This is a genomic window from Microbacterium helvum (assembly GCF_014779795.1).
GTDB classification, from domain to species: Bacteria; Actinomycetota; Actinomycetes; order Actinomycetales; family Microbacteriaceae; genus Microbacterium; species Microbacterium helvum.
In genome coordinates this window covers 284,977-306,921 of the sequence record NZ_JACXZS010000001.1, presented here as the reverse complement: position 1 = coordinate 306,921, position 21,945 = coordinate 284,977, and the positions used below count along the sequence as shown (strand labels likewise).

The 21,945-nt window shown below is 71.0% G+C and carries 1 protein-coding gene (only partly in view); it reads left to right on the top strand.

Annotation, left to right across the window (positions count from 1 at the left end; all coding sequences use genetic code 11):
- Positions 1–21,945 carry the 3' portion of a hypothetical protein gene (locus IF188_RS01360; RefSeq protein WP_191169981.1) on the top strand. 7,167 nt of this gene lie to the left of the window's left edge, so the window shows 21,945 of its 29,112 coding nt (coding positions 7,168–29,112); its start codon lies beyond the left edge, outside the window; the stop codon is at positions 21,943–21,945.

The window sequence follows — 21,945 nt, the reverse complement described above, 5'->3', positions numbered from 1 at the left end:
ACCGCGCTCGTGCAGATCACCAACCAGAACGTCGAGGCCTGGATCGGTACCGGCGCCGACGTGCGGGCCGGCGGTGCCGTCTCGGTCACCGCTGCTTCGGCCGAGGACTGGCTGCTGCTCTCGGTCGCGGGTTCCGGCTCGGGCGGCTCGGCCGCCGTCGCCGGATCCGTCCTGGTGTTCGTGTCGAACCAGGGCGGCTCCGACCCGCGGGTGCGCGCCTCGATCGGCTCCGGGGCGCACGTGCTGGCCGCGGGCGGCGTGACGGTGTCGGCCTCGCGCACCGCGACGCTGGCGGCATCCAGCGGCAACATCGCCATCAGTGGCAGCGGCGCGGGCATCGGCGCGGCGATCGTCGTCGTCGTGCGGGGCAGCGTGGTCGACGCGTACGTCGGAACGAACGCGGTCATCCAGGCCGGCGGCGCCGGGCTCGAGGTCAACGCCACGCAGACCCTCGGCGTCACCTTCGTCGCCGTCGCCGGCTCCGGCGGCAGCTCGGCGGGCATCGCCGGCGCGGCCCTCGTCGACGTGCTGAACCACACGACCACGGCGCACATCGACGCGGGCGCCGACATCCAGTCCCCGACCACGACGGTGGCGGTCCTCGCGAGCGACACCACGACGGTGTTCGCGCTCGCCGGCATGCTGACCGTCGGCGGCACGGCCGGCGTCGGCGCAGGCGTCGACGTCGAGGTGATCGGCAAGACCACGCGGGCGTGGCTCGGCGACGGCGTCACGGTGCGCGCGAGCGGGCACCTCACCGTGGACGCCGTCTCGGCCGAGACCATCACATCGCTCTCGGTGGGCGGCGGGTTCGGCGGCTCGGCCGCGGTGAACGTCAACGCGGCCGTCTCGGCGATCACCGTCACCACAGAGGCGCACATCGGCGCGAACGCCGACGTCATCGTCGACGGCAGCGTGCGGGTCTCGGCGGACGAGCGCCTCACCCTCAACGTGATCGCCGGCAACATCTCGGTCGGCGGCAGCGCCGGCGTCGGGGCGTCGGTCTCGGTGCCCGTCACCACCAAGACCACGCGCGCCTGGATCGGCTCGGGCGCGGCGGTGGCGGCCAAGGCGCAGCAGGGCGTGGCGGTCGCGTCGGGCTCGTACGGCGTCAGCACCGTCGACCTGCGCTTCGCCCCGGGCGACGTGACGACGGGCACTGGCACCATCCACGTCGCAGGCCACGGATTCCTCGACGGGGACCGGGTGCAGTACGACGTCGGCTGCGACACCTCGACGGCGGGATGCGTCGGGATCGGCGGGCTCACGCACAAGGGCCTCTACTACATCGTCGGTGCCACGACCGACACCTTCCGGCTGTCGCAGACCAAGGGCGGCCCCGCGATCACCTTCAGCTCGAAAGGCGTCAGCAACAATCAGCGCGTGTTCCGCGCCGACCGGGCGAACGTGCAAGAGGACTTCTCCGACCGTTTCGACCCGGCCTCGGCTGTGAACGACGGCGCCGACACCATCACGCTGCCCTACACGTTCACGGCGAGCAACGACGACGCGGTGGTGTACTCGTCGGGCGGCGGAGCGCCGATCGCGGGGCTGGTCGACGGCGCCACGTACTACTACCACCTGGTCAGCCCCGGCGTCTTCCAGCTGTACGACAAGAAGTCGTCGGACGGCGGCACGGCCGTGCACATCGGCCTCTCGGGCACGAGCGGTCGCTCGCACAGCATCGCCAAGGCGGGCAACCTGCCCTCGGGCGACGCGTCGGCCATGGGGCCGCGCTCGATCGTGCAGACCGCCCCGCAGTTCTCCGGCGTCGCGGTCTCCGCGTCGAACTCCGACGACATCGGCACCTTCGGCGTCGGGGTGGGCATCGGCGGGACGGCGGGCGTGCAGGTCGCGGGCTCGATCGCGGTGCACACCGCGACGACGGCCGCGTTCATCGCCGCGAACGCGAAGATCAACTGCAACGCCGCCTGCACCGGCAACGTCGCCGGCGCTGTCGCCGGTGCGCAGGGCGTCAAGGTCGCCGCGGCGAACCAGTTCTACGAGCTCGGCATCGCCGCGGCCGTCGGGATCGGCGGCACCGCCGGCGTCGCCGTACCGGTCGGAGTGCGGGTGGTCACGCTCGACACCTTCGCGTACATCGGCACCGGCGCCGTGGTGAAGGCCACTGACGACATCATCGTGAGCGCCAACGGCCGCGACACGATCGTGTCGGTCGCGGCCGGGGCCGGCGCCGGAACCGTGGGCGTCGCGGGCACCATCTCGGTCACCGTCGTCAAGATCCACACCGTCGCGTGCACCGGCACGCCGCTCGGCGGCCAGGCCTACCTGTGCAACGGCGACGGCGCGACGCTCACCGCCGGTGACAGCGTGCTGGTGTCGGCGAGCGACGACAGCAGGCTCCTCCTGCTGACGATCGCGGCGGCGGGCGGCTACGTCGGCGTCGGCGCCGCCGTGGGCATCGCGAGCGTCGACAAGCAGGTGCGCGCGTCGCTCGGCGCGAACGGAACGGTGGATGCCGCAGCCGCCGGCAGCGGGATCACCGGCGTCGCGGACGGCAGCGTGGGCGCGGGCGCTGCCGGGCACGGCAAGACCGTGCGCGGCGTCGTGGTGCGTGCCGACTCGACCGAGCAGCTGTTCGGCCTCGCGCCGGCGATCGGCGTCGGCGCGGTGGGGGTCGCCGGCGGTGTCGCGGTGACGCTCCTCACGATCAAGGTCGAAGCGCTGATCGGCGGCGGCGCGCACGTGAACAACGCGGCCGGCGCGAATGCGGCGCAGGGCGTGAGCATCGCCGCGACGGACCGATTCCGCTCGCTGACGATCGCGGGCGGTGTCGCGGCGGGTCTCGTGGGCGTGTCGGGCGGCGTCGACGTGGGCGTCCTCAACGCGGCGGTGCAGGCATCCGTGGGTCAGAACGCCGACGTGCGCGCACGAGGTGCGATCGACGTGCTCGCGCTGACCTCGAAGGACATCTCGACCGTCGCCTTCAGCTTCGCCGGCGGCTTCGTGGGCGTCGCGGCGGCCGTATCGGTGTGGACCATCGGCACCGCGGTCACCGGAACATACGACGCGGCCGACGGCGGCACCGACCGCGGCGCGTGGAACGGCACCACGACGTACCGCCAGAGCGACATCGTGACCTACAACGGCAAGCGCTACTCGGCCAAGGTCGACAGCCCGACCGTCGGAGTGAACCCCGCATCGAACCCGAAGCAGTGGCTCGGTCAGAACTCGGCATTCGGCCGCGGAGACTGGGTGAGTGGCCAGTACTACAACAAGGGCGACGAGGTCCGCGGTTCGGACGGCAACTACTACACCGCCAAGAAGGACGGGGTCACCTCGAACCCGGTGACCGAGCACGACACGTTCCTGCCGAACTGCCGCGAAGACGGCGACGAGCCGCTGGACGACTGCAACGACTACGAGAGCCCCGACTGGCGTCCGGGCGGCGTGCTGGGCAGCGCCACCGGCGGCGGCGAGGCGGCGAAGGGCGGCAGCTACAGCGGCGCGTTCGACGGCGCGACCTCGGACGACGCCGTCGCATGGACCAGCGGCCAGGCGTGGCACGAAGGCGACCTCGTCACGTACGGCGGCAAGACGTGGGCCGCACGCGCCGACATCGCGAGCGGCGTCGCCGATGCTCCGGGAAGCGCGGCCGGCCAGTGGCGCGAGGTGTCGGGTGCGGCGATGATGACCCGCGAGCGCATGAAGACGCAGCTGGGCGCCGCCAAGACCAGCATCGGGGCCGCCGCGCCGTCATCGAACATCGCGGGCGACGCGCTCGGGTCGACTCCGACCGGCGGCACCGTCGTCACGATCAACGGCGTGCTCTCGGCGGGCGGCGCGCTCACGGGACGCGCGACCGACTGGCTGCGCATCCTCGGCGTCGCGGGAGCCGCCGCCGTCGGCGCGGTCGGCATCGGCATCTCGGTGCTTGTGCTCAACATCGAGAGCAACACCGAGGTCGCAGTGGGCGGGACGGCACGGCTCTCGTCGGGCGGGGCCATGACGCTCGCCGCGAAGATGGACGAGGACACCCTCGGCATCGGCGTCGCGGGCGGCGGCGGCCTTGTCGGCATCGCCGGCCAGGTCGTCGTGATCAACGACACCGGCTCGCAGCACGTGCACCTCGACACCGGCGCGCAGGTGCGCAAGGCCGGTGGAGGGGTCGCGATCTCGTCCATGGCCGACCGCACGCTGAACAGCTACTCGATCGGCTTCGCCGCAGGGTTCGTCGGCGCCGGCATCTCGGTGTCGGTGGTCAACGTGGGCGGCAGCAACATCGCCGAGACCGGCGGCGTGCAGGTCGCCGCAGACGGGGCGGTCGCCGGCTTCACCGCGACCACCACCGACGACATCACCGTCGACGACCTGGGCGTCGCGATCGGCGTCGGCGTCGGCGCCATCGGCGGCGTCGTCGCGGTCGTGAGCCTCGGCGGCACCGCGCGGGCCGCCGTCGCCCCGGTCGGCACGGTGGCGGGCGACGTCACTGCCACCCTGACGGGAACCCGGGTCGTCAAGGCGCACACCGTGAACGTCACCATCGGCGGACTCGCCGTGGGCATCAGTGTCGCGCGCGCCGACAGCAGCCGCCACGCCGAAGCCCTCCTGGGCTCCGCGGCCTCGGTCTCGGCCGGCGGGGCGGTGAAGATCACCGCGCACGTCAGCAACACGGCAGATGCGAACTCGCCCGGCGTCAACGTCGGCCTCATCGCCATCGCGGTCATGCTGGCGTTCGCAGACCTCGACGGGCACACGACCGCCAGGATCGACGGCGACGTGACCTCGTCGACGGCGATCACGGTCCGCGCTGAGGGCGAGAACCACGCCAAGGCACGTGCTTTCGTCGCATCCCTGTCGGTCGGCAGCGCCGCCGGCGCGGTCTCGACCGCCACGCTGTCGGGCGACGCCGACATCGTCGCCGCCGTGGGGTCGGGCGCACAGCTCGCGAGCTCGGGCACCGTCACCGTCGAGGCGAAGACCTTCGGCCAGCACGACTTCGCCGACGCCAAGAGCGAGATCGCGTCCGGTGCGATCTTCGGGACCGTGGCGATCGCGGGAGCCGTGGGCACGGCCCGCGGCGGCGTGACCGCGAGCTTCGAGGGCGGCATCACGAGCGCCGGAGACCTGCTCGTGAACGCCGTCGGGACGATCGCCGCGACCGCCATCACCGACGTGGTGGCGGTGGGCATCGGATTCGCCGGCGCAGGGTCGATCAGCGACGCCGGCATCATGGGCGGCGCCGACATCGTCGCGACCGTCGGCACCGGCACGATCGGCGCGACGGGCGCCATCTCGGTCACGGCGAACGGCACGATGACGGCGACCTCGTCGAGCGACGTCGGATCGGGCGGCATCGTCGCGATCGGCGCGGCAGCGCCGATCGCGCAGATCCAGGGCGCGGTCAGGGCCCGCTTCGACGGTGACGTCGCGCTTGCGGCATCCCTCACCGTCACCGCGATCGCGCACCGCACGGCCATCGCGTCGTCGGCCGCGCTGTCGATCGGGATCGGCGCGGTCAACGACAGCCTGCCGGGCGCGCACATCGGCGACAACCCGTCGACGTCGGCCACCGAGACCGGCGCCGAGACCTCGGCGATCATCGGCGGCCCGGCCCAGGTGACGGTGAGCGGCGCCGTCATCGTCGACGCGCAATCGACCAACACCGCCGATGCGGCCGTCGAGGCGCACGCACTCGGCGCGGTGTCCGTGGCCATCAGCAGCCCGACGGCGATCTCGGCCGGCACGACGACGGCGGCCATCGACGGCTCGGTCGGCGGCACGACCACGGGTCCGGGTGCCGACGGCGTCACCGGAACCCTCGGAACACCCGGAGCCACCACCATCACGGTGGGCGCGGCATCCGTCGACAAGGCCCGTGCGCGCGTGGCGTCGTCGTCGTTCGGCCTCGTCTCGCTGTCGCCGTCGACGGCCGAAGCGGTCGTGCAGCCCCTGACCACGGCGCGGTTCGGCGGAGGTCACGTCACCGCGAGCGGCGACGTGACCCTGACGGCCGAAGCGCACACCGACGCCGACTCGAACACCGACTCGCAGTCCGGCGGCGTCGTCACCGTCAACAACCTCGAGTCGCACTCGTACACGAACCCGACGGTGCGCGCCGTCGTCACCGGCGGCCTCGTCCAGGCCGGCGGCACGCTGCGCGTCTTCGCCCGGTACGGAAAGCTCGCGCCGCAGCTCGACGACGGATCCGTCGACGGCGTCGACACGAACACCGACACGGTGTCGTTCGAGAAGCCCCACGGACTGCGCACCGGCGACACCGTCGTCTACGAAGCGGGCAGCGACCTCATCAACGGGCTGGTGACCAAGCACACCTACAGCGTCATCGTCACGGGTCCGAACGGACTCCAGCTGGGCGCGCAGTTCATCGCCGACGACGGCGACGCGAACACCGAACCCGGCGAGGCCGCCGTCGACCTGGATCAGGGCACGATCGTGTTCCGGTCGGCGCACAACCTGCAGACCGGCGACCGCGTGCGCTACACCTCGACGGGCGCGGACGTGCCCGGCCTCGTGGAGGGCACGCTCTACGAGGTCATCCGCATCGACGCGCTGCGCATCAAGCTGCGTCCGATCGGCAGCGCCTCGTTCGAGGTCCACCCCGGATCGGCCGTCGACTCGGGCGACGACACCATCTACCTGCCCGGGCACGGCCTCGGCGACGACACCGCGGTGCACTACGAGGCTCCGGCCCAGCAGACGTTCCGGCCCGACGGCGTCGACGTCGTGCTGACGCCCAAGAACGGCGTCGACGTCATCGCGCGCGACGGCGACGGCAACCCGCTGCCCTCGAACAGCAACCAGATCTACACCGGCACCCACGGCCTTCACACCGGAGACATCGTGCGCTACTGGGCCGACGGCGGCGCGCTGTCGTGCTCCGGAGTCTCGAGCAACGTGTACACCGGCTGCCGCAGCGGACACCTCGTCAGCGGCGGATGGTACAAGGTGTACATCACGAGCTCGCAGGCCGTGATGCTCGTCGACCTCGGCAGCGCGGCCGACTCCCTGCACGTGATCGACGTCAGCGGCTCGGGCGCCACCGGCGACCAGCGGGTGTACCTCGCGACCGACGAGCCGCTGGCCACATCGAACGACACGTACTGGGTCGTCCTGGTCGACGCCGATCACATCAAGCTGCGCACGCGGCCGTCCTGGGACGCGAGCGGTTCGCTCGTCGGTCTGTCGTCGACCATCACCTGGCCCGGCGGCGGCACCGCCGCCCGCACCGGCACGCACAAGCTGACCGTCGTGGCCGGCCTCACCGGCGCCATCACCGGCGGCATCCACCAGCTCGTGGTCGATCTGACCGGCGGCGGCAACGGCGCCATGGTGGGCGTCGGGGGACCGGCATCCCTCATCGGGTCGGGCAGCGACGAGGTCTCGACCGCCTCGAGCACCGGGTTCGGCGTCGGTGCGATCGCGGTGCGCGAGTCGTATTCGTATTCGGATGCCACTGCCGACGTCCGTGCGCAGATCCAGGGCGGCACGCTCAGGGCCCGCGACATCGTCGTCGACAGCACCTCGGTCGTGAACACGTCGTTCGTCTCGGCGAACTCGGGCGGCGGATTCATCGACGTCGGCATCGCCAAGGCGTACGGCATCACCTCGAGCACCGCCATGACGACGGTGAGCAGCGGCGCCGATCTGGTGGCAGGGCGCGATGTGTCGCTGCTGAGCACCGCCGTCGAGTACATGAACGGCCGGTCGTCGACCGACGGCATGGGCTTCGTGAGCGTCGCCACCGGAGACGCCAAGGCCACCGTCGCGGTACTGAGCCTCGTCCAGGTCGGCGGGCGCGTGTACGCGTTCCGCACGCTCCTGGCCGAGGCGCGTCACGGGTTCGAGATCATCGTGACCGCGAACGCCGACACCGGCGGGCTCGGCGCCGACGCCGACGCGAACGACGACACCGCGCGCGGCATCCATCTCATCAGCGCCGTCGCGGTCGAACTGCTCGGCACCGCCCGCATGTTCTCGGCCAACGGCTACCTGTGGGCCACGCAGGGCGCGGCGCACCAGGTGTCCGCGGCCGACGGCACGATCGTCCCCGACGCGACCGTCGTGACCAAGTACCGCGCGTACGCACGGTCCGACGCCGACGCGACGGCGCTCGGCGCCGACAGCGACGCCGGAGCGACCGTCACGATCGACGACCTCACCGAAGTGCTGCTGCGCTCGCACGCGCAGTTCACCACGTCGGACCGCGCCGATCTGCGCGCCCGCCACTTCGCCACCGACCTCGACGCCGTCGCCCGGGCCGACTGCTCGTGCGGCGGCGGCGACACCGACTCGACGGCATCCCTCGACTATCGCTCCAGCGCGCGGGTCTCGGCCGAGGACGAGAGCATCATCCGCGCGGCCTTCGTATGGATCGAGGCGTTCCAGGTGGCCGACGGCGCCGCCTACCGCCGCGACGCCGACTCCGACGGCGGACTCTTCGACGGCGGCAGCGAATCGACGCCCGGAACCACGAGCGCCGGACGCACGTTCTTCTGGGAGGCGACGACGATCCTGCTCGGCGAGCCCAACCCGATGCTGACGGTGGACGCCACCGGCACGATCGTCGCCAAGACGCGCAACGTCCAGGTGAAGGCGTACGACCCCGGCACGCACACGTACTCCGGCCTGCTCGCGGTGGGCGACCAGATCGCCCAGGGCCGGTGGATCGTCGTCGGCGACCTGCTGTTCGATGAGGGCGGACGCATCCACTTCCAGGCGAACAGCGTCGGCGGGCTCGGTCCCGACAGCCTCATCCGCGGCAACGCCGGCGAGGTGCAGATCAAGCACACGTGGGACTCGGTGCTGATCCAGAACGCGTCGGACCGCCGCCTCGTCGTGAACGACATCGACGTCGTGCTGCTGGAGACCAACCCGATCCTTGAGCTCTCGATCGGCGATGTGCCCGACCCGGTCGCCGGCCAGTTCCCGGTCTCGATCGACGAGCCGGCCGTGAACGCGGTCGTCGTGGTGGCCGCCACCGGCAGAGGCTGGACACGGACGCCCATCGACGGCGCCGCGACGCCGCAGACCTTCGAGTTCGACATCGTGCACAAGTTCGCGCCGACGCAGGTCCAGATCCTGGGGCTCGCCGGTGCAGGGGCCTCCGACATCTGGCTCGACGGCGACATCGAGAACCCGATCGGCCTCACCGAGATCCGCAACGCACGCGGCTCGATCCTCTCGGACGACTCCTCCGACCTCGACGGCATCGAGTCGACGGGCGTCGACGGCAACCGCGTCGCGATCTTCGCGCGGCCCGGCGCCGACACCGACTACGAGCTGATCCGCACGAACCGGCTGCGGATCGACTCCGACACCGGCAGCATCGGACGACAGGCCGGTGCGGGTGTCACGCGCGTGCCCGTCGCGGTCGAGCTGATCCGCTTCCGCCACATCGACCCCGAGTTCTGCGGCGGCGCGTCGAGCTGCCTGTTCGACATCGAGCTGCAGGCGGATGCCGCGAAGGACGCCGTGCTCGACATCACCGGGAACGAGCGGTCGCTCGCGTCCGCGGCCTCGGCGGTCTCGTGGCAGATCGACCGGATCATCGCGGGCGACGACGTCGACGTGGTGCTCAACGACAGCATCCAGGGCACCGACGCGCCGAGCGTCAACGGACTCCAGGTGTTCGTCTACACACCCGACAACGGGCAGGGCGAGCCTCTCGCCGGCGCGCCGCGCGCGGGGTGGCCGCAGACGTTCCAGTACCACTTCCGTCCTGACACGCCGGCCGTCGACTACGCCACGATCCTGCGCGCCTTCGGCGTGGGGGTGCGGTCCGCCGTCATGAGCACGTACACCTTCGGCGACGCCGGCACGCTGTACGGCGACCTCCGCGCGGGCGACGACATCAACGTCTGCCACGTGGCCAGCCGCGACTACACGAGCGCCGCCGATCAGGCGACGGCGCACGCGCACCCGTGCCCGACACGCGACCCCAGCACGCTCGCCTACGCGCCGGCGCCGGCGTCCGCGCGCATCAACATCGTGGCCTTCCTCGATGAGGACGCCGCGCTGCCCTACCCGGCGCCCGTGGACGACGACGATGACGGCATCGGCGCCGATGTGGCGCAGATCTTCCTGTCGACCAACGGCGACATCACCGCCACCGAGCTCGTGGGCGACATGCTGGTCGGCCACATCCACTCCACGGACGGCGACGTCGAGCTGCACTCGCCGCGTCGGATCCTGGATGCCGACGGCCAGGCCACCATCGACGTCACGGGCGTCAACGTCTCGATGTTCGCCGCCGAGGCCGGCGGACTCGGCGGAATCGGGATGCCGGGCGACTGGCTGGAGGTCAACACCGCCGTGAAGCAGCCGAGCGGCATCTCGGGCGGAGTGCTGACGGCGCACGACATCGCCGGCAACGGCACGACTCGCGGCATCTTCCTCGACGAGATCGTCGGCGACATGCCGATCTGGGAGATCTTCACCGGCGGCAGCTCGGCGCTCGCGACGGGCGACGTCGGCCTGCGCACCACGGCGGGCAGCATCCTGAACGCGAAGCTCGACGCCACCGCAGACAACGTGCACGGCGACACCGTCGACATGGATGCCAACGGCGGCTCGATCGGGCTCTCGTCGAAGGACGTCATGGTCGACTCGAACCGCGCGCCCCCGTTCGCGTGCACGTACCTCAACTGCGGCAACGCCCCCGCCGACCCGTACCTCTCCGACCCGCGCCTGTCGAACGTCGGAGCGAACACCGGCGACGATGTCGGGCTCGAAGCGACGAGCGGCATCTACTACACCGAGACGGACGCCTACCTGCGTCTCGTGCTCGCCCACTCCTTCAACGGCACCGTCCGCCTCACGGTGCGCGAGACCTCGGCTCTCGATGAGGACCTCTACCTCGTCGCCGAGGGCAGCGCCCGCTTCGCGGAGTCCCACCTGCGGCTTCCCCACTCCGACGACGACGCCCCGCGCGACATCGCGCACGGCACGATCTTCGCCGAGCGCGGCGCGGTCGAGCTGCGAGTGGGCGACGACATCACGCTGCACCAGAACAGCCAGATCCTCGCCGACCTGTCGATCGACATCCGCGGCGACCACGGCAACGCCGACACCGGCACGGTCGCCTCCGAGTACGGCACGTCGATGATCCTCCGCGGCCGCATCATCGCCGACTGCGTCCTCTCCCTCGGTGTCGCCGGTGCCGACCCGATGGGCACGTGCGCCCCGTCGACCCAGCCGCACCCGGCCGCCGACACCGAGATCTGGGGCGGCTCCGACGTCGACGTCATCCAGTTCGGCGATCGATCCGGCCTCGACCGCGACGACAGCAAGATCACGTGGGGGAGCGCGGGCTACATCTTCCTCGGCTCGAAGACCACGGTGCACGGCAATCTCGCAGCCGCCTCGGCCGCGGACTCGGCCACCGCCGACGGCGAAGACGTCATCACGGTCTACTACCTGCAGTCGATGGACGTCATCACGAGCCCCGCCCAGTCGGGTGCCGGCGCCGGACACGTGCTCGTGCTCGACGGGCAGGGCGAGACCGACCACTACGCGGTGTACACGAACGGCAGCCGTGGCAGCATCCGCAACTACGACATCGAGGTGCTGGACTCCGGACCTGCGAACCAGGGCGTCGACGAGCTCGCCGTCTACGGGTTCGACGACCGCGACTCGACGCACAACACCGGCACCCGCGTCGACGACATGTGGCTGCTGCGAGCGCTCACCTGCATCGACAGCGAAGCGCCCTACGGCATCACGGTCGCCGGCGGGCAGGCCGCGTGCGCGAGCGCCACGGCGCCCGCAGACCACCCGGCCTACATCGCGCTGCTGGCGGGCAACGGGAACGACGACGCCGGCCTCGGCCTCTACCGCGACCGCGTCCAGAACAACGAGCCCGACCCGCGCGTCCAGCGGATCACCTACGACCGCGCGCTGAACGGCCGCATCACGGTCTACGGCCAGGGCGGCAACGACGCGTTCTACGTCGACGACACGCAGGCGACCGTCACCCTCGACGGCGGTGCGGGCGACGACGCGTTCCAGATCGGCCAGATCTTCGGCACCCAGCGCGACCCCGAAGACGGCGCGCTGCTGCCGGCCGACACGTTCCCCGCGCTCGTGGCCACCACGCGCGGCTGGCTGAGTCCCGGTACGCACGCGCCGCTGCTCGCGACCGGCGGCACCGGCAACGACCGGTTCGTCGTCTACTCGAACCAGGCCGAGATCCAGCTGAACGGCGACGACGACAACGACCTGTTCATCGTGCGGGCCTTCGCGCTCGCCGCGGTGTGCGATCTCAGCGCCGACAGCATCGCCGGCTGCGACCTCGACGACGTCGACTTCCGCCCGGCGAAGGGCGTGTTCCCGACGACGACCGCGTTCGGCTCGTGCATGATCAGCGGCTACGTGTCGCGCGTGACCGGTCTGGCCGTGCCCGGCTACACGCGCTACGACCGCAACGGCGACAAGGTCTGCAACAACGCCGACGCCCACTCCACCTACAACCACATCGCCGGCTCCAACGTCGACCTCGACCACACGAAGTGGCTCGACGACACCATCCCGCTCGACGCGAACGGCGTCGCGGTGCCGATCATCGGCCTCGGGTTCTCGACGAGCCGGCCCCTCGACATCCGCGCCGGCGGCGGCGAGGACGAGGTGCAGTACAACGTCAACGCACCAGTCAACGTCGACGGCGGCACCGGGTTCGACAAGCTCGTCGTGCTCGGCACCGAGTTCGCCGACGACTTCGCCATCACCGACAAGGCGATCTACGGTGCCGGCCTCAACGTCAGGTACACGACCATCGAGGTGCTCGAGATCGACGGACTCGAGGGCGACGACGAGTTCTTCGTGCAGTCCACGGCCTATGGCGTCGCCTACCGGATCATCGGCGGCCTGGGCTCTGATCGCATCAACGTCACGGGCGACGTCACGGCCGACATCGTGACCCGCGAGCTCGAGGGTCTGTCGGGCGCCGTCGACCACATCGTGACGGCGCCCGGCGATCCCGGCTACGACGGCCTGCCGACCGACGGAATGCCGTACAACCTCGCCACCGACCAGCAGGGCATCGTCATCATCACCGAGAAGACCGGCGGCACGGTCGTGCGCGAAGGCGCCGGATCGACGGGCGCGATCAAGAGCTACACCTACTACGAGATCTCGCTCGCGGCCGACCACACCGCCCCCGTGTACGTCACGGTGTCGGCCGCAGGCTCGCCGTCGCAAGAGGCGAACGGTGCAGACCTCAACCCCGACCCGCTCGGCGACGGGTTCGGCGACACCGTGTGGCTGTGCGTCGGCGTGACCGATGCCGACTGCGACCAGGCATCCGAGTTCCAGCGGCACTACATCCGCAACGGCGCCATCGTCGACGAGGCCGGGCGCGCGGTCGTGCTCACCTGGAACGCCCACGACACGGCGAAGAAGCGGGTCTACGTGTGGGCCGTCGACGACGACGTGCCCGGGCGGTTCGACCAGCGCGCCGAGGGTGATCGCATCGTCGTGCTGCAGCACTCGGTGATCAGCGCCGACGCCCGGTATCACGGCGCGGCGGTGCGGCAGGTGAACGCACTCGTCTACGACGACGACACCCCCGGCGTGTACGCCGTCGACGTCGAGCCCACGGCCTCCTGCGCGGCGAACGTCGCGACGTGCGAGCCGGACGGCCGCGGCATCGTCATCGAGGGCGACTCGACGCACGAGCGCACCGACGTCGTGCTGCTCTCGCTCGCGAAGGCTCCGGCGGGCACGGACCGGATCTGGGTGAAGATCTGGATGGATGCCGACAGCCAGCGCCCGCTGCAGATCGACCTGAGCGGCATCCCGGGTGAGGGCTCGCGGTGGTTCCGGGTCGTCGACGGCACCGGCACCTGGTACCGCGTCTGGTTCGACGCGACGAACTGGAACACCCCGCTGCGCGTGGTGGTGCGCGCCCGCGTCAACAACACCCCCGACGACCCGACCGTCGCCGTCCTGCACTACGAGCTCGATGCCGCGCACACCGCGCCCGCGGCAGCGGCCGCCTACCCGTTCCCCAACCTCCGCAGCGGACTGCAGCGCACCGACGTGCTGGTGTACGACGACGAGACCCCCGAGATCGTCGCGATCCCGTCGGGCACCGACACGGTCGTGGTGCGCTGCCTCGACACCGACTGCACCATCCCCGGCGCGACCGACGACTACACGATCCGCCTCACCACGAAGCCGGCGAGCGGCACCGTGACCGTGTCGCTGCTGCCTGACGGCATGGTCGACGTCGTGATGGTCGACGGCGTGGCGATCAGCCCGAGCCAGTACCGGATCATCGGCGGCGACGTGCCGACGCGGGCGTTCCTCGGCCGGCTGCGCTTCTCGGGCGCCACCGTGACCCGCGCCAACGGCAGCGACCTCGGCAGCTTCCGCGACGAGGGATTCACGGTCGGTCAGCGCATCACCATCTCGGGCTGCGGCGCCACCGTGTTCACGATCGTGTCGATCACCGCCGACGGCAAGGCGATGACCCTCGACAAGACGGTCGGCGGGTGCGTGGCGGCATCCACCGCGACCGAGGTCACGAAGGACAGCATCAACGTGCTCACGCGCATCGGCGCGTGGGACGGCACGGCGACCACCCAGAACCCCGACGGGTCCTGGCAGCTGGTGCGCGACACCGGCGCCGACAACGCGTGGCTCGCCGACGGGTTCCTCGAAGGCCAGTGGGTAGAGATCAGCCAGGGCGCGACGAAGGTGCGCGCCAAGATCGCCGTGATCCGCGGCACCAACAAGGGCAAGGACAACGTGCTCGAGCTGCGCGCCGTGGGAAGCGGCGACTCGCTCGCGGGCTTCACTTCGGGCGGCACGTTCACGGTGCGCCGGATCGCGGCGTTCGTCGACTTCGGAGCGCTGGACTGGTTCCACGACAAGGACATCGTGCTGCGGGCGGACGTGTGGTTCGACCAGCCGATCCAGCGGCAGGGCGTCAAGGTCTTCCCGGCGTCGACGCACCGGCTCTCGAAGCTGCGCGGCCCGGTCGCGGTCGAAGGCGGCGTGACCGGCGCCGACCGGTCGCTGGAGCTCGGTCTCAAGCTGCCGGGCGAGAAGGACGGTCCGCTGTTCGCGATCGCGACACAGGCGCCCGAGTCGAAGCAGATCGACGTGCTGACCGTGTACAACGACGGGTCCAAGGCCGACGGCCTCGGCGTCATGACGGCCACCACGCTCACCGGCTTCGGCATGGCGAAGGACCTCGACTTCGGGCCGTCGTACAGTGCGCCGGGGGCCGAGAGCTTCGGCGAGAGCCAGATCTTCCGCGGCGGCATCAGCTTCGGCAGCGTCCAGTACGTCGACGGCGAGTACCAGACGGCGGGCACGGTCTCGACCATCGAGGTCGTGAACCTGCTCCTCGGCACGGGGAACGACCGGCTCGACATCCAGGGCACGCTGCAGCCCGATGTGCCCGTCAAGCTCACCGGAACCGTCACGCTCGGCACGGCGCACGCCTATGCCGGCTTCCCGCCGCCGGGCGCCGGCTGGTACGAGCTGACGCGCGAAGCGCCGTTCGACTGGAAGGCGCAGGGCTTCCTGATCGGGCAGCCGGTCACCCTGGCGAGCCAGCCGGGCAGGCTGTTCCGCGTCATGGGCTTCGCCGACTCGTTCACGGGCGACACCACCGACAACACGGTGATGTACCTGGCACTGATCAGCGGCGGCGCGCCCGGATCGCTCCCCGTGAGCGCGAAGACCGTCGTCATCGCGCAGGACGTGCCGGTGACCCGGACCGGATCGATCACGGTGACCCCGAACCTCGACGGCGACGGCGGCACGATCACGCGGGTCGGCGGCGACTGGGCGGCGGACGGCTTCGCCGTCGGGCAGCTGGTGCGCATCCAGGGCATCGACGGGCAGTGGCGGCTCGTCGGCGTCACCGCCACGGTGCTCACTCTCGCGCGCGGCGATGTCATGACGACCGCGATGAGCGGCGCGCGCACGGTCTACGTGCCCGGCCCACACGGCGGCCTCACGGTCGTCCACGGCGGCGGCAACCGGCCGATCGGCAACGAGTTCGAGATGACGGCGGCGGGCAGCGGGGCGAACGGACTCGGACGCACGATCACGCGCCTGGACGGCATGCCGTGGTCGTACACCGGCCAGTTCGCCGGGAGCGGCTACGTCGCGGGCACCCCCTACGGCACGCTGCCGCAGCACGTGCTGCTGGCGGGCGAGAGCTCGACCCGCAAGATCGTCGGGTTCGGCAACGTCGACTGCCTGGCGATCGGCATCGTCGACCCGTTCCCGGGCTGCGGCGTCGGCGCCGTGATGATCCTCGGCCCGCAGCTCGTCGCGGGCACGGCGCTGGGCGGCGGCACCGGCCCCACGACCGTCTCGGTGGTCGATCCGCTCACGGTCGCGGCATCCGGTCGATTCCTCATCCGCAAGGACCGCCTGGTGTACCTGGGCAGCCAGAGCGACCTGAGCGGCTTCCGTGCCGGCATGCAGGTGCGCATCAGCGGACTGCCGGGTGTCTACACCATCCAGAGCACCACGACGGAGCTCGTGAACGGCGTCGCTCGCGGTGTGCTGGTGCTCGCCGGCACCGCGCTGCAGCCGACCGTCAAGCTCGTCGGCGGGGTCGCGACCTGGTTCTCGACCTCCCTCACGGTCACCGGTCACGACGAGGGTCGTGCGGGCGGGCAGCGCATCGGCGGCGACATCATCACCGTGTGCGACGCGACCCCGCCGATCGACCCCGCCAACGGGGACCCGGTGCCGTGCGATCAGCAGAACACGGCTGGACCCGACTCGCCGCTCGTGGTCTACGGCGACACGTCGCAGGACGGGGTCTGGTACAGCGGCCGCCCGGGCGACGTGCTGGGCATGGAGTTCGGGCCCAAGCCGTTCGACCCGTTCACGCACATCCCCGACTCCGACAACGAGGACGACGAGTGGGTCTTCGGGCTCGCCGACCCGTACGACCACGCCGGCAACGACATCATCGATGCGAGCGGGCTGTTCGCCGGCATCGTGTGCGACGCGACGTGCGCCAACCTGCCGTCGATCGGCATCACGGCCTATGGCGGGCTCGGCGACGACCTGCTGATCGGCAGTCAGGCCGGCGACCGCCTCGCGGGCGGATCGGGCGACGACGAGCTGCGCGGCCTGCGCGGCGCCGACCACCTCTACGGCGACGACGGGATCAACGTCGACATCTTCACGCGCATCCTCGACGTCGCGGTCGCCGACCGGTCGCCGGCGCCGAGCGTGACCGGTGCCGGGTACGTCAACAACGGCACCACGATCCAGCCGTACAAGGCGCTCGTGCGCGACGACCTGCTCGTGCCCGGCAGCGACCTCATCTGGGGTGACGGTCCCGGCACCGTCACCGGCGGGCCCGTCGACGCGTACGACGACATCATCTTCGGTGACTTCGGCATCGTGGTGCAGAACGGCGGCGCGACGTGGAACACGGCCGACACCAACCTGCCCGACACCCGCCTGCAGGCCATCCAGACCACGGCGATCTCGACCGTGCTGTCGATCGAGAGCCGCAACGTGCAGCGTGGGGGCGACGACGCGATCTTCGGCGGGCTCGGCCACGACGTGATCGTCGGGGGACCCGGGCACGACCTCGCCGACGGCGACCAGTCCGACGACCTGCTGTTCGGCGACAACGTGATCCTGGACCGCACGCCCGGCCACTGGGAGAACGGCCGGTTCCAGACGCTGTGCGGCACGCTGCTGTACTCGCGCAGCGATATGCCCGCGCAGGTGTGCGCCGGCATGCCGGCGCCCAGCGCGAACGACTCCGGCGCCCTGCTGACCGACGGCGTGGAGCGGGCATACCGCGACCCCGACGGAGCGCCGTGGTGGGCGGAATACGACGTCACCGAGCAGTGGCACACCCTCGCGATCGACGCGGGAGCGGTGGGCACCGGCAGCCTCGGCAACGACCACCTGGTGGGCGGCGCCGCGCACGATCTGATCTTCGGGCAGCTCGGCAACGATGTGCTGGTTGGTGACGGCGACGCCGAAGAGGCGTTCGCCCGAATCACCGACGACCCGAAGGTCACGCGGCACGTCGGCGCGAGCCGCACCCCGCTCGGCTGCATCGACCCGGACGGCGCCGGACCGCGTGGCATCGAATGCGACTTCACCGGTGTGCTCACCGTGATCGCGTCGACCGAGGCAGCGACCGACGGTGAGGACTACATCGAGGGCGGCGGCGGCAACGACCGCATCTTCGGGGGGCTCGGCCAGGACGACCTCATCGGCGGATCGAGCGACTTCTTCAGCCTGACCACGCCCGACATGCGCCCCGACGGACTGATCGGCCCGTCCGACTGGTACGCCGTCGGCTACGGCCGCGGCGACGACCGCGGCGCCGACATCGTCTTCGGCGGCGCAGGATCGCGTGTCGGCATCAACGACGAGACGGCGGGAGGCTCCCAGCCGAGCACCCCGGCCACCGGCGGCTCGCTCGCCGATCACACGACCGCCGCCGACATGGACGCCCGCGACGCCGACGCCATCATCGGCGACAACGGCCGCATCATCCGCATCGTCGGCACAGGCGGCACGGACCGCATCGCCGGGATCGGCACCGGGCAGACCACCGCCGCGCAGGCGCCGAACAACTATGTGACCTTCCAGTACGACCAGGGCACCGGTGCGCAACGGCTCATCGTGCGCGGCGTCACGCTGCTGGACTACACGGTGGGCGGCCCCGACTTCCAGCCCGAGAACTTCGGCCTGGGCGTCGGCGGCGACTGCACCAACGGCTCGCCGACCCAGCCCGTCTGCTCGAACGTCCTCGACACCGATGCCGGCGCCTGGCGCAACACGACGTTCCCCGGTGCGGGCGGCAGCGCCACGCCGTGGCAGACCGGCGGGCGCGACGAGGTGCACGGCGAGACCGGTGACGACACCGTGTACGGCGGCGCCGATCACGACATCCTCTACGGCGATGCGCAGAGCGACGACCTCATCGGCGGCTGGGGCAACGACTGGATCTCGGGCGGCACCGGCCAGGACGGCATCCTGGGCGACGACGGCCGCATCTTCACGAGCCGCAACGGCTCGACCGGGCTCACCGCCAGCGGCGCGGTCTGCACCGCCGACGGGCTTGCGCCCGGCGCGGTCACCGCCTGCTACAGCGAGCGCCTCTTCGGCATCACCGCACTGCTGGCCGCCGATCCCGACACGAAGTACTCCAACGGCAACGTGCTCGACGAGTTCATCTACACGCCGGGGCAGGGCCAGACCGCGACGATCAACCGCACGGGCGCGCTCAACAAGGCCGCCGACCTCACCGTGTACAACCTCGGCCCGGATGTGAACGCCAGCCAGCATCACGTCGCCGATTCGCCGCTGTACGACGCCAACAACTCCGACGACATCATCTTCGGCGGCTGGGGCTCCGACTGGATCCACGGCGGCGCGGGTGACGACGCCATCTCTGGCGCCGAGGCGATCGGCACCGACCCCGACGACCTGACCGGCTCCGGCGGCACGAACGGGCCGCTGCCGGCGGCATCCGGATTCACCCAGCATTACACCGCGGACGGCACGCTCGCGGGCCTCGAGTACATCGACTTCGCCCACCCGTACAACCCCGGCGACGTCCTGCACTTCGGCGCCGACACCAACCCGTGGCACGCCAACAACCACAACGAGATGCGGCTCGGCGAGTTCCTGCTCTACGACGAGTACGACCCGCTGCGCACGATCCTGTTCAACGCGGCCGGCGACACGTGGGGCTGCACGTCCTGGTCGCCGAGCGGCCACACCTGCACCGGCAGCACCGACCGCGCGCTGTTCCCGAACCAGTACTTCCTCAACAACGAAGACACGTTCGGCGACATCCTCGCCAAGGTGTGCGTCGCAGTCGACAACCAGGGCGGCTGCCTGCAGTACGTGTACAACACGCAGCCGACCGACGGCGACGACGCCATCTTCGGCGACCTCGGCAACGACTGGATGGTCGGCGGCACCGGCATGGACACGCTGTGGGGCGGCTGGGGCAACGATCTGCTGAACGTCGACGACGACCTGCACTCCGGATGCCTCGCCACCGCGCCGAACGGAACGTGCACGCAGCCCGGTGACACCTGGCTGAACAACACGCCCGACGGCGTCAACTCCAGCTACCAGGACCGCGCCTACGGCGGCGCCGGGCTCGACATCCTGATCGCGAACACCGCCGGCGACCGCCTGATCGACTGGGTCGGCGAGTTCAACACCTACCTGGTGCCGTTCGCCCCGTTCGGAATGGCGACCGTCAGCCGCCAGAACAACCCGGCGCTGCCGGAGTTCCTGTACGCGCTGAGCCGCAGCCAGGGCGCCGACCCGACCCGCTGGAGCGACGAGGGCAGCGACCCGCAGCGCAACGGCGAGCCCTTCGGCGAGCTCGGCCTGATCCGCCAGGAGGACCACGGCTACTGGCAGACCCAGACCGGCGGGCCGACCGACCCGCAGGCGGGCAACATCCCCGGCGGCAAGCGCGACAGCGTGCGGGGGGCCGACTTCAACGACGGCACGCTGCAGGGCTTCCTCACCGACTCGGGCACCTTCACGGTGACGCAGGGCATTCTGACGGTGACCGCCGCCGACTCGCAGGGCGACGCGGTCGCGGTCTGGTACTCCGACGCGTACCAGACGGTGTACTACGAGGTGTCGGCCAAGATCTCGATGCAGAAGCCGACGGGCGGCTGGAAGGCCAACGCCTACATCGTCTTCGACTACTTCGGGCCGACCGACTTCAAGTTCGCAGGGATCGACCAGTCGGTCAACAAGATGGTGATCGGCGAGCGCACCGCCACAGGCTGGTGGGTGCGTGCGCAGGGGAGCGTTCCGGGCGGCGTCAAGGCCGGCACGTTCTACGACCTCGTCGTCGTCGTGAACGGACTGATCGTCACGGTGACCGCGAACGGAAGGAACGCGTTCCGCTACACCTTCGCACCGCGCACCATCGGCGGTCAGAAGGTGGCGCTCAACCGCGGCCTCACCGGGTTCGGATCGAATCAGGCGAAGGGGCAGTTCGACAACATCGCGCTCACGGTGATCTCACCCGAGATCACGATCGACCGCACCGAGTTCTTCGAGGGGAGCGCCGTCGCCGTTCGCAAGGACGTGACGGGGACCTGGACGATGACGGACGGTCGGCTGCAGGGTGTGACGGATGCCGGCGGCACGGCTACGACGCTGCTGGGCATCGCGACGTCCGCGACCGCTCCCGGACTGCCGCCGTACGACGGTGTGCCGCACCTCGAACCGACCGCCTACCTGCAGCTGACCGCGACGCTGCGGGCCGCGGGGTTCACGGGCATCCTCTTCGACTGGTACTCGGCGACGGACTACAAGTTCGTCGGCATCGACGTGGCCGGGCAGCGAGTGGTCGTCGGCCACGTCGCCAAGGGCGTGCGCACGATCGACCTCGTGATCTCGCGGGCGCTCGCGGCCGGCGTCGACTACGTCCTCGACGTGACGCTCAAGGCCACGGTGGTGACCGTGACCCTCGCGGGGCAGGTGCTGGCGTCGTACGCCTTCAACTCGCCGCTCGCCGACGGCGCGCAGGGGCTCTTCGCGTTCGGCACCGGCGTGACGGCATCGGCCGCCGACTACCGGCTGCGCACCGACGACGATGCCTACGCGGGCTCCGCTGCCGCGGCGCAGGCCGTGCGGATCTCCGACGCGACCGTGATCGAGCGCGCCGCGGGGACCACGAGGACCGTCACCCTCACCGTCACGCGCGACCAGGCGGGCGCAGCCCTGTCGGTCGGCTGGAGCGTCGACACCGTCATCGCGAACGGTGCGACATGGGGATCCGATGTCACGGGCGCGACGTCGGGCACGGTCGTCTTCGCCGCCGGTGAGACGACCGCGACGATCACCTTCACGATCGTCGGCGACTCCGCGAAGGAGCCCGACGAGGCGTTCACCGTGACGCTGCACCCCGCACCCGGCGCGAACCTCGCGGACGCGCAGGGCCTCGTCACGGTCAAGAACGACGACGGCTAG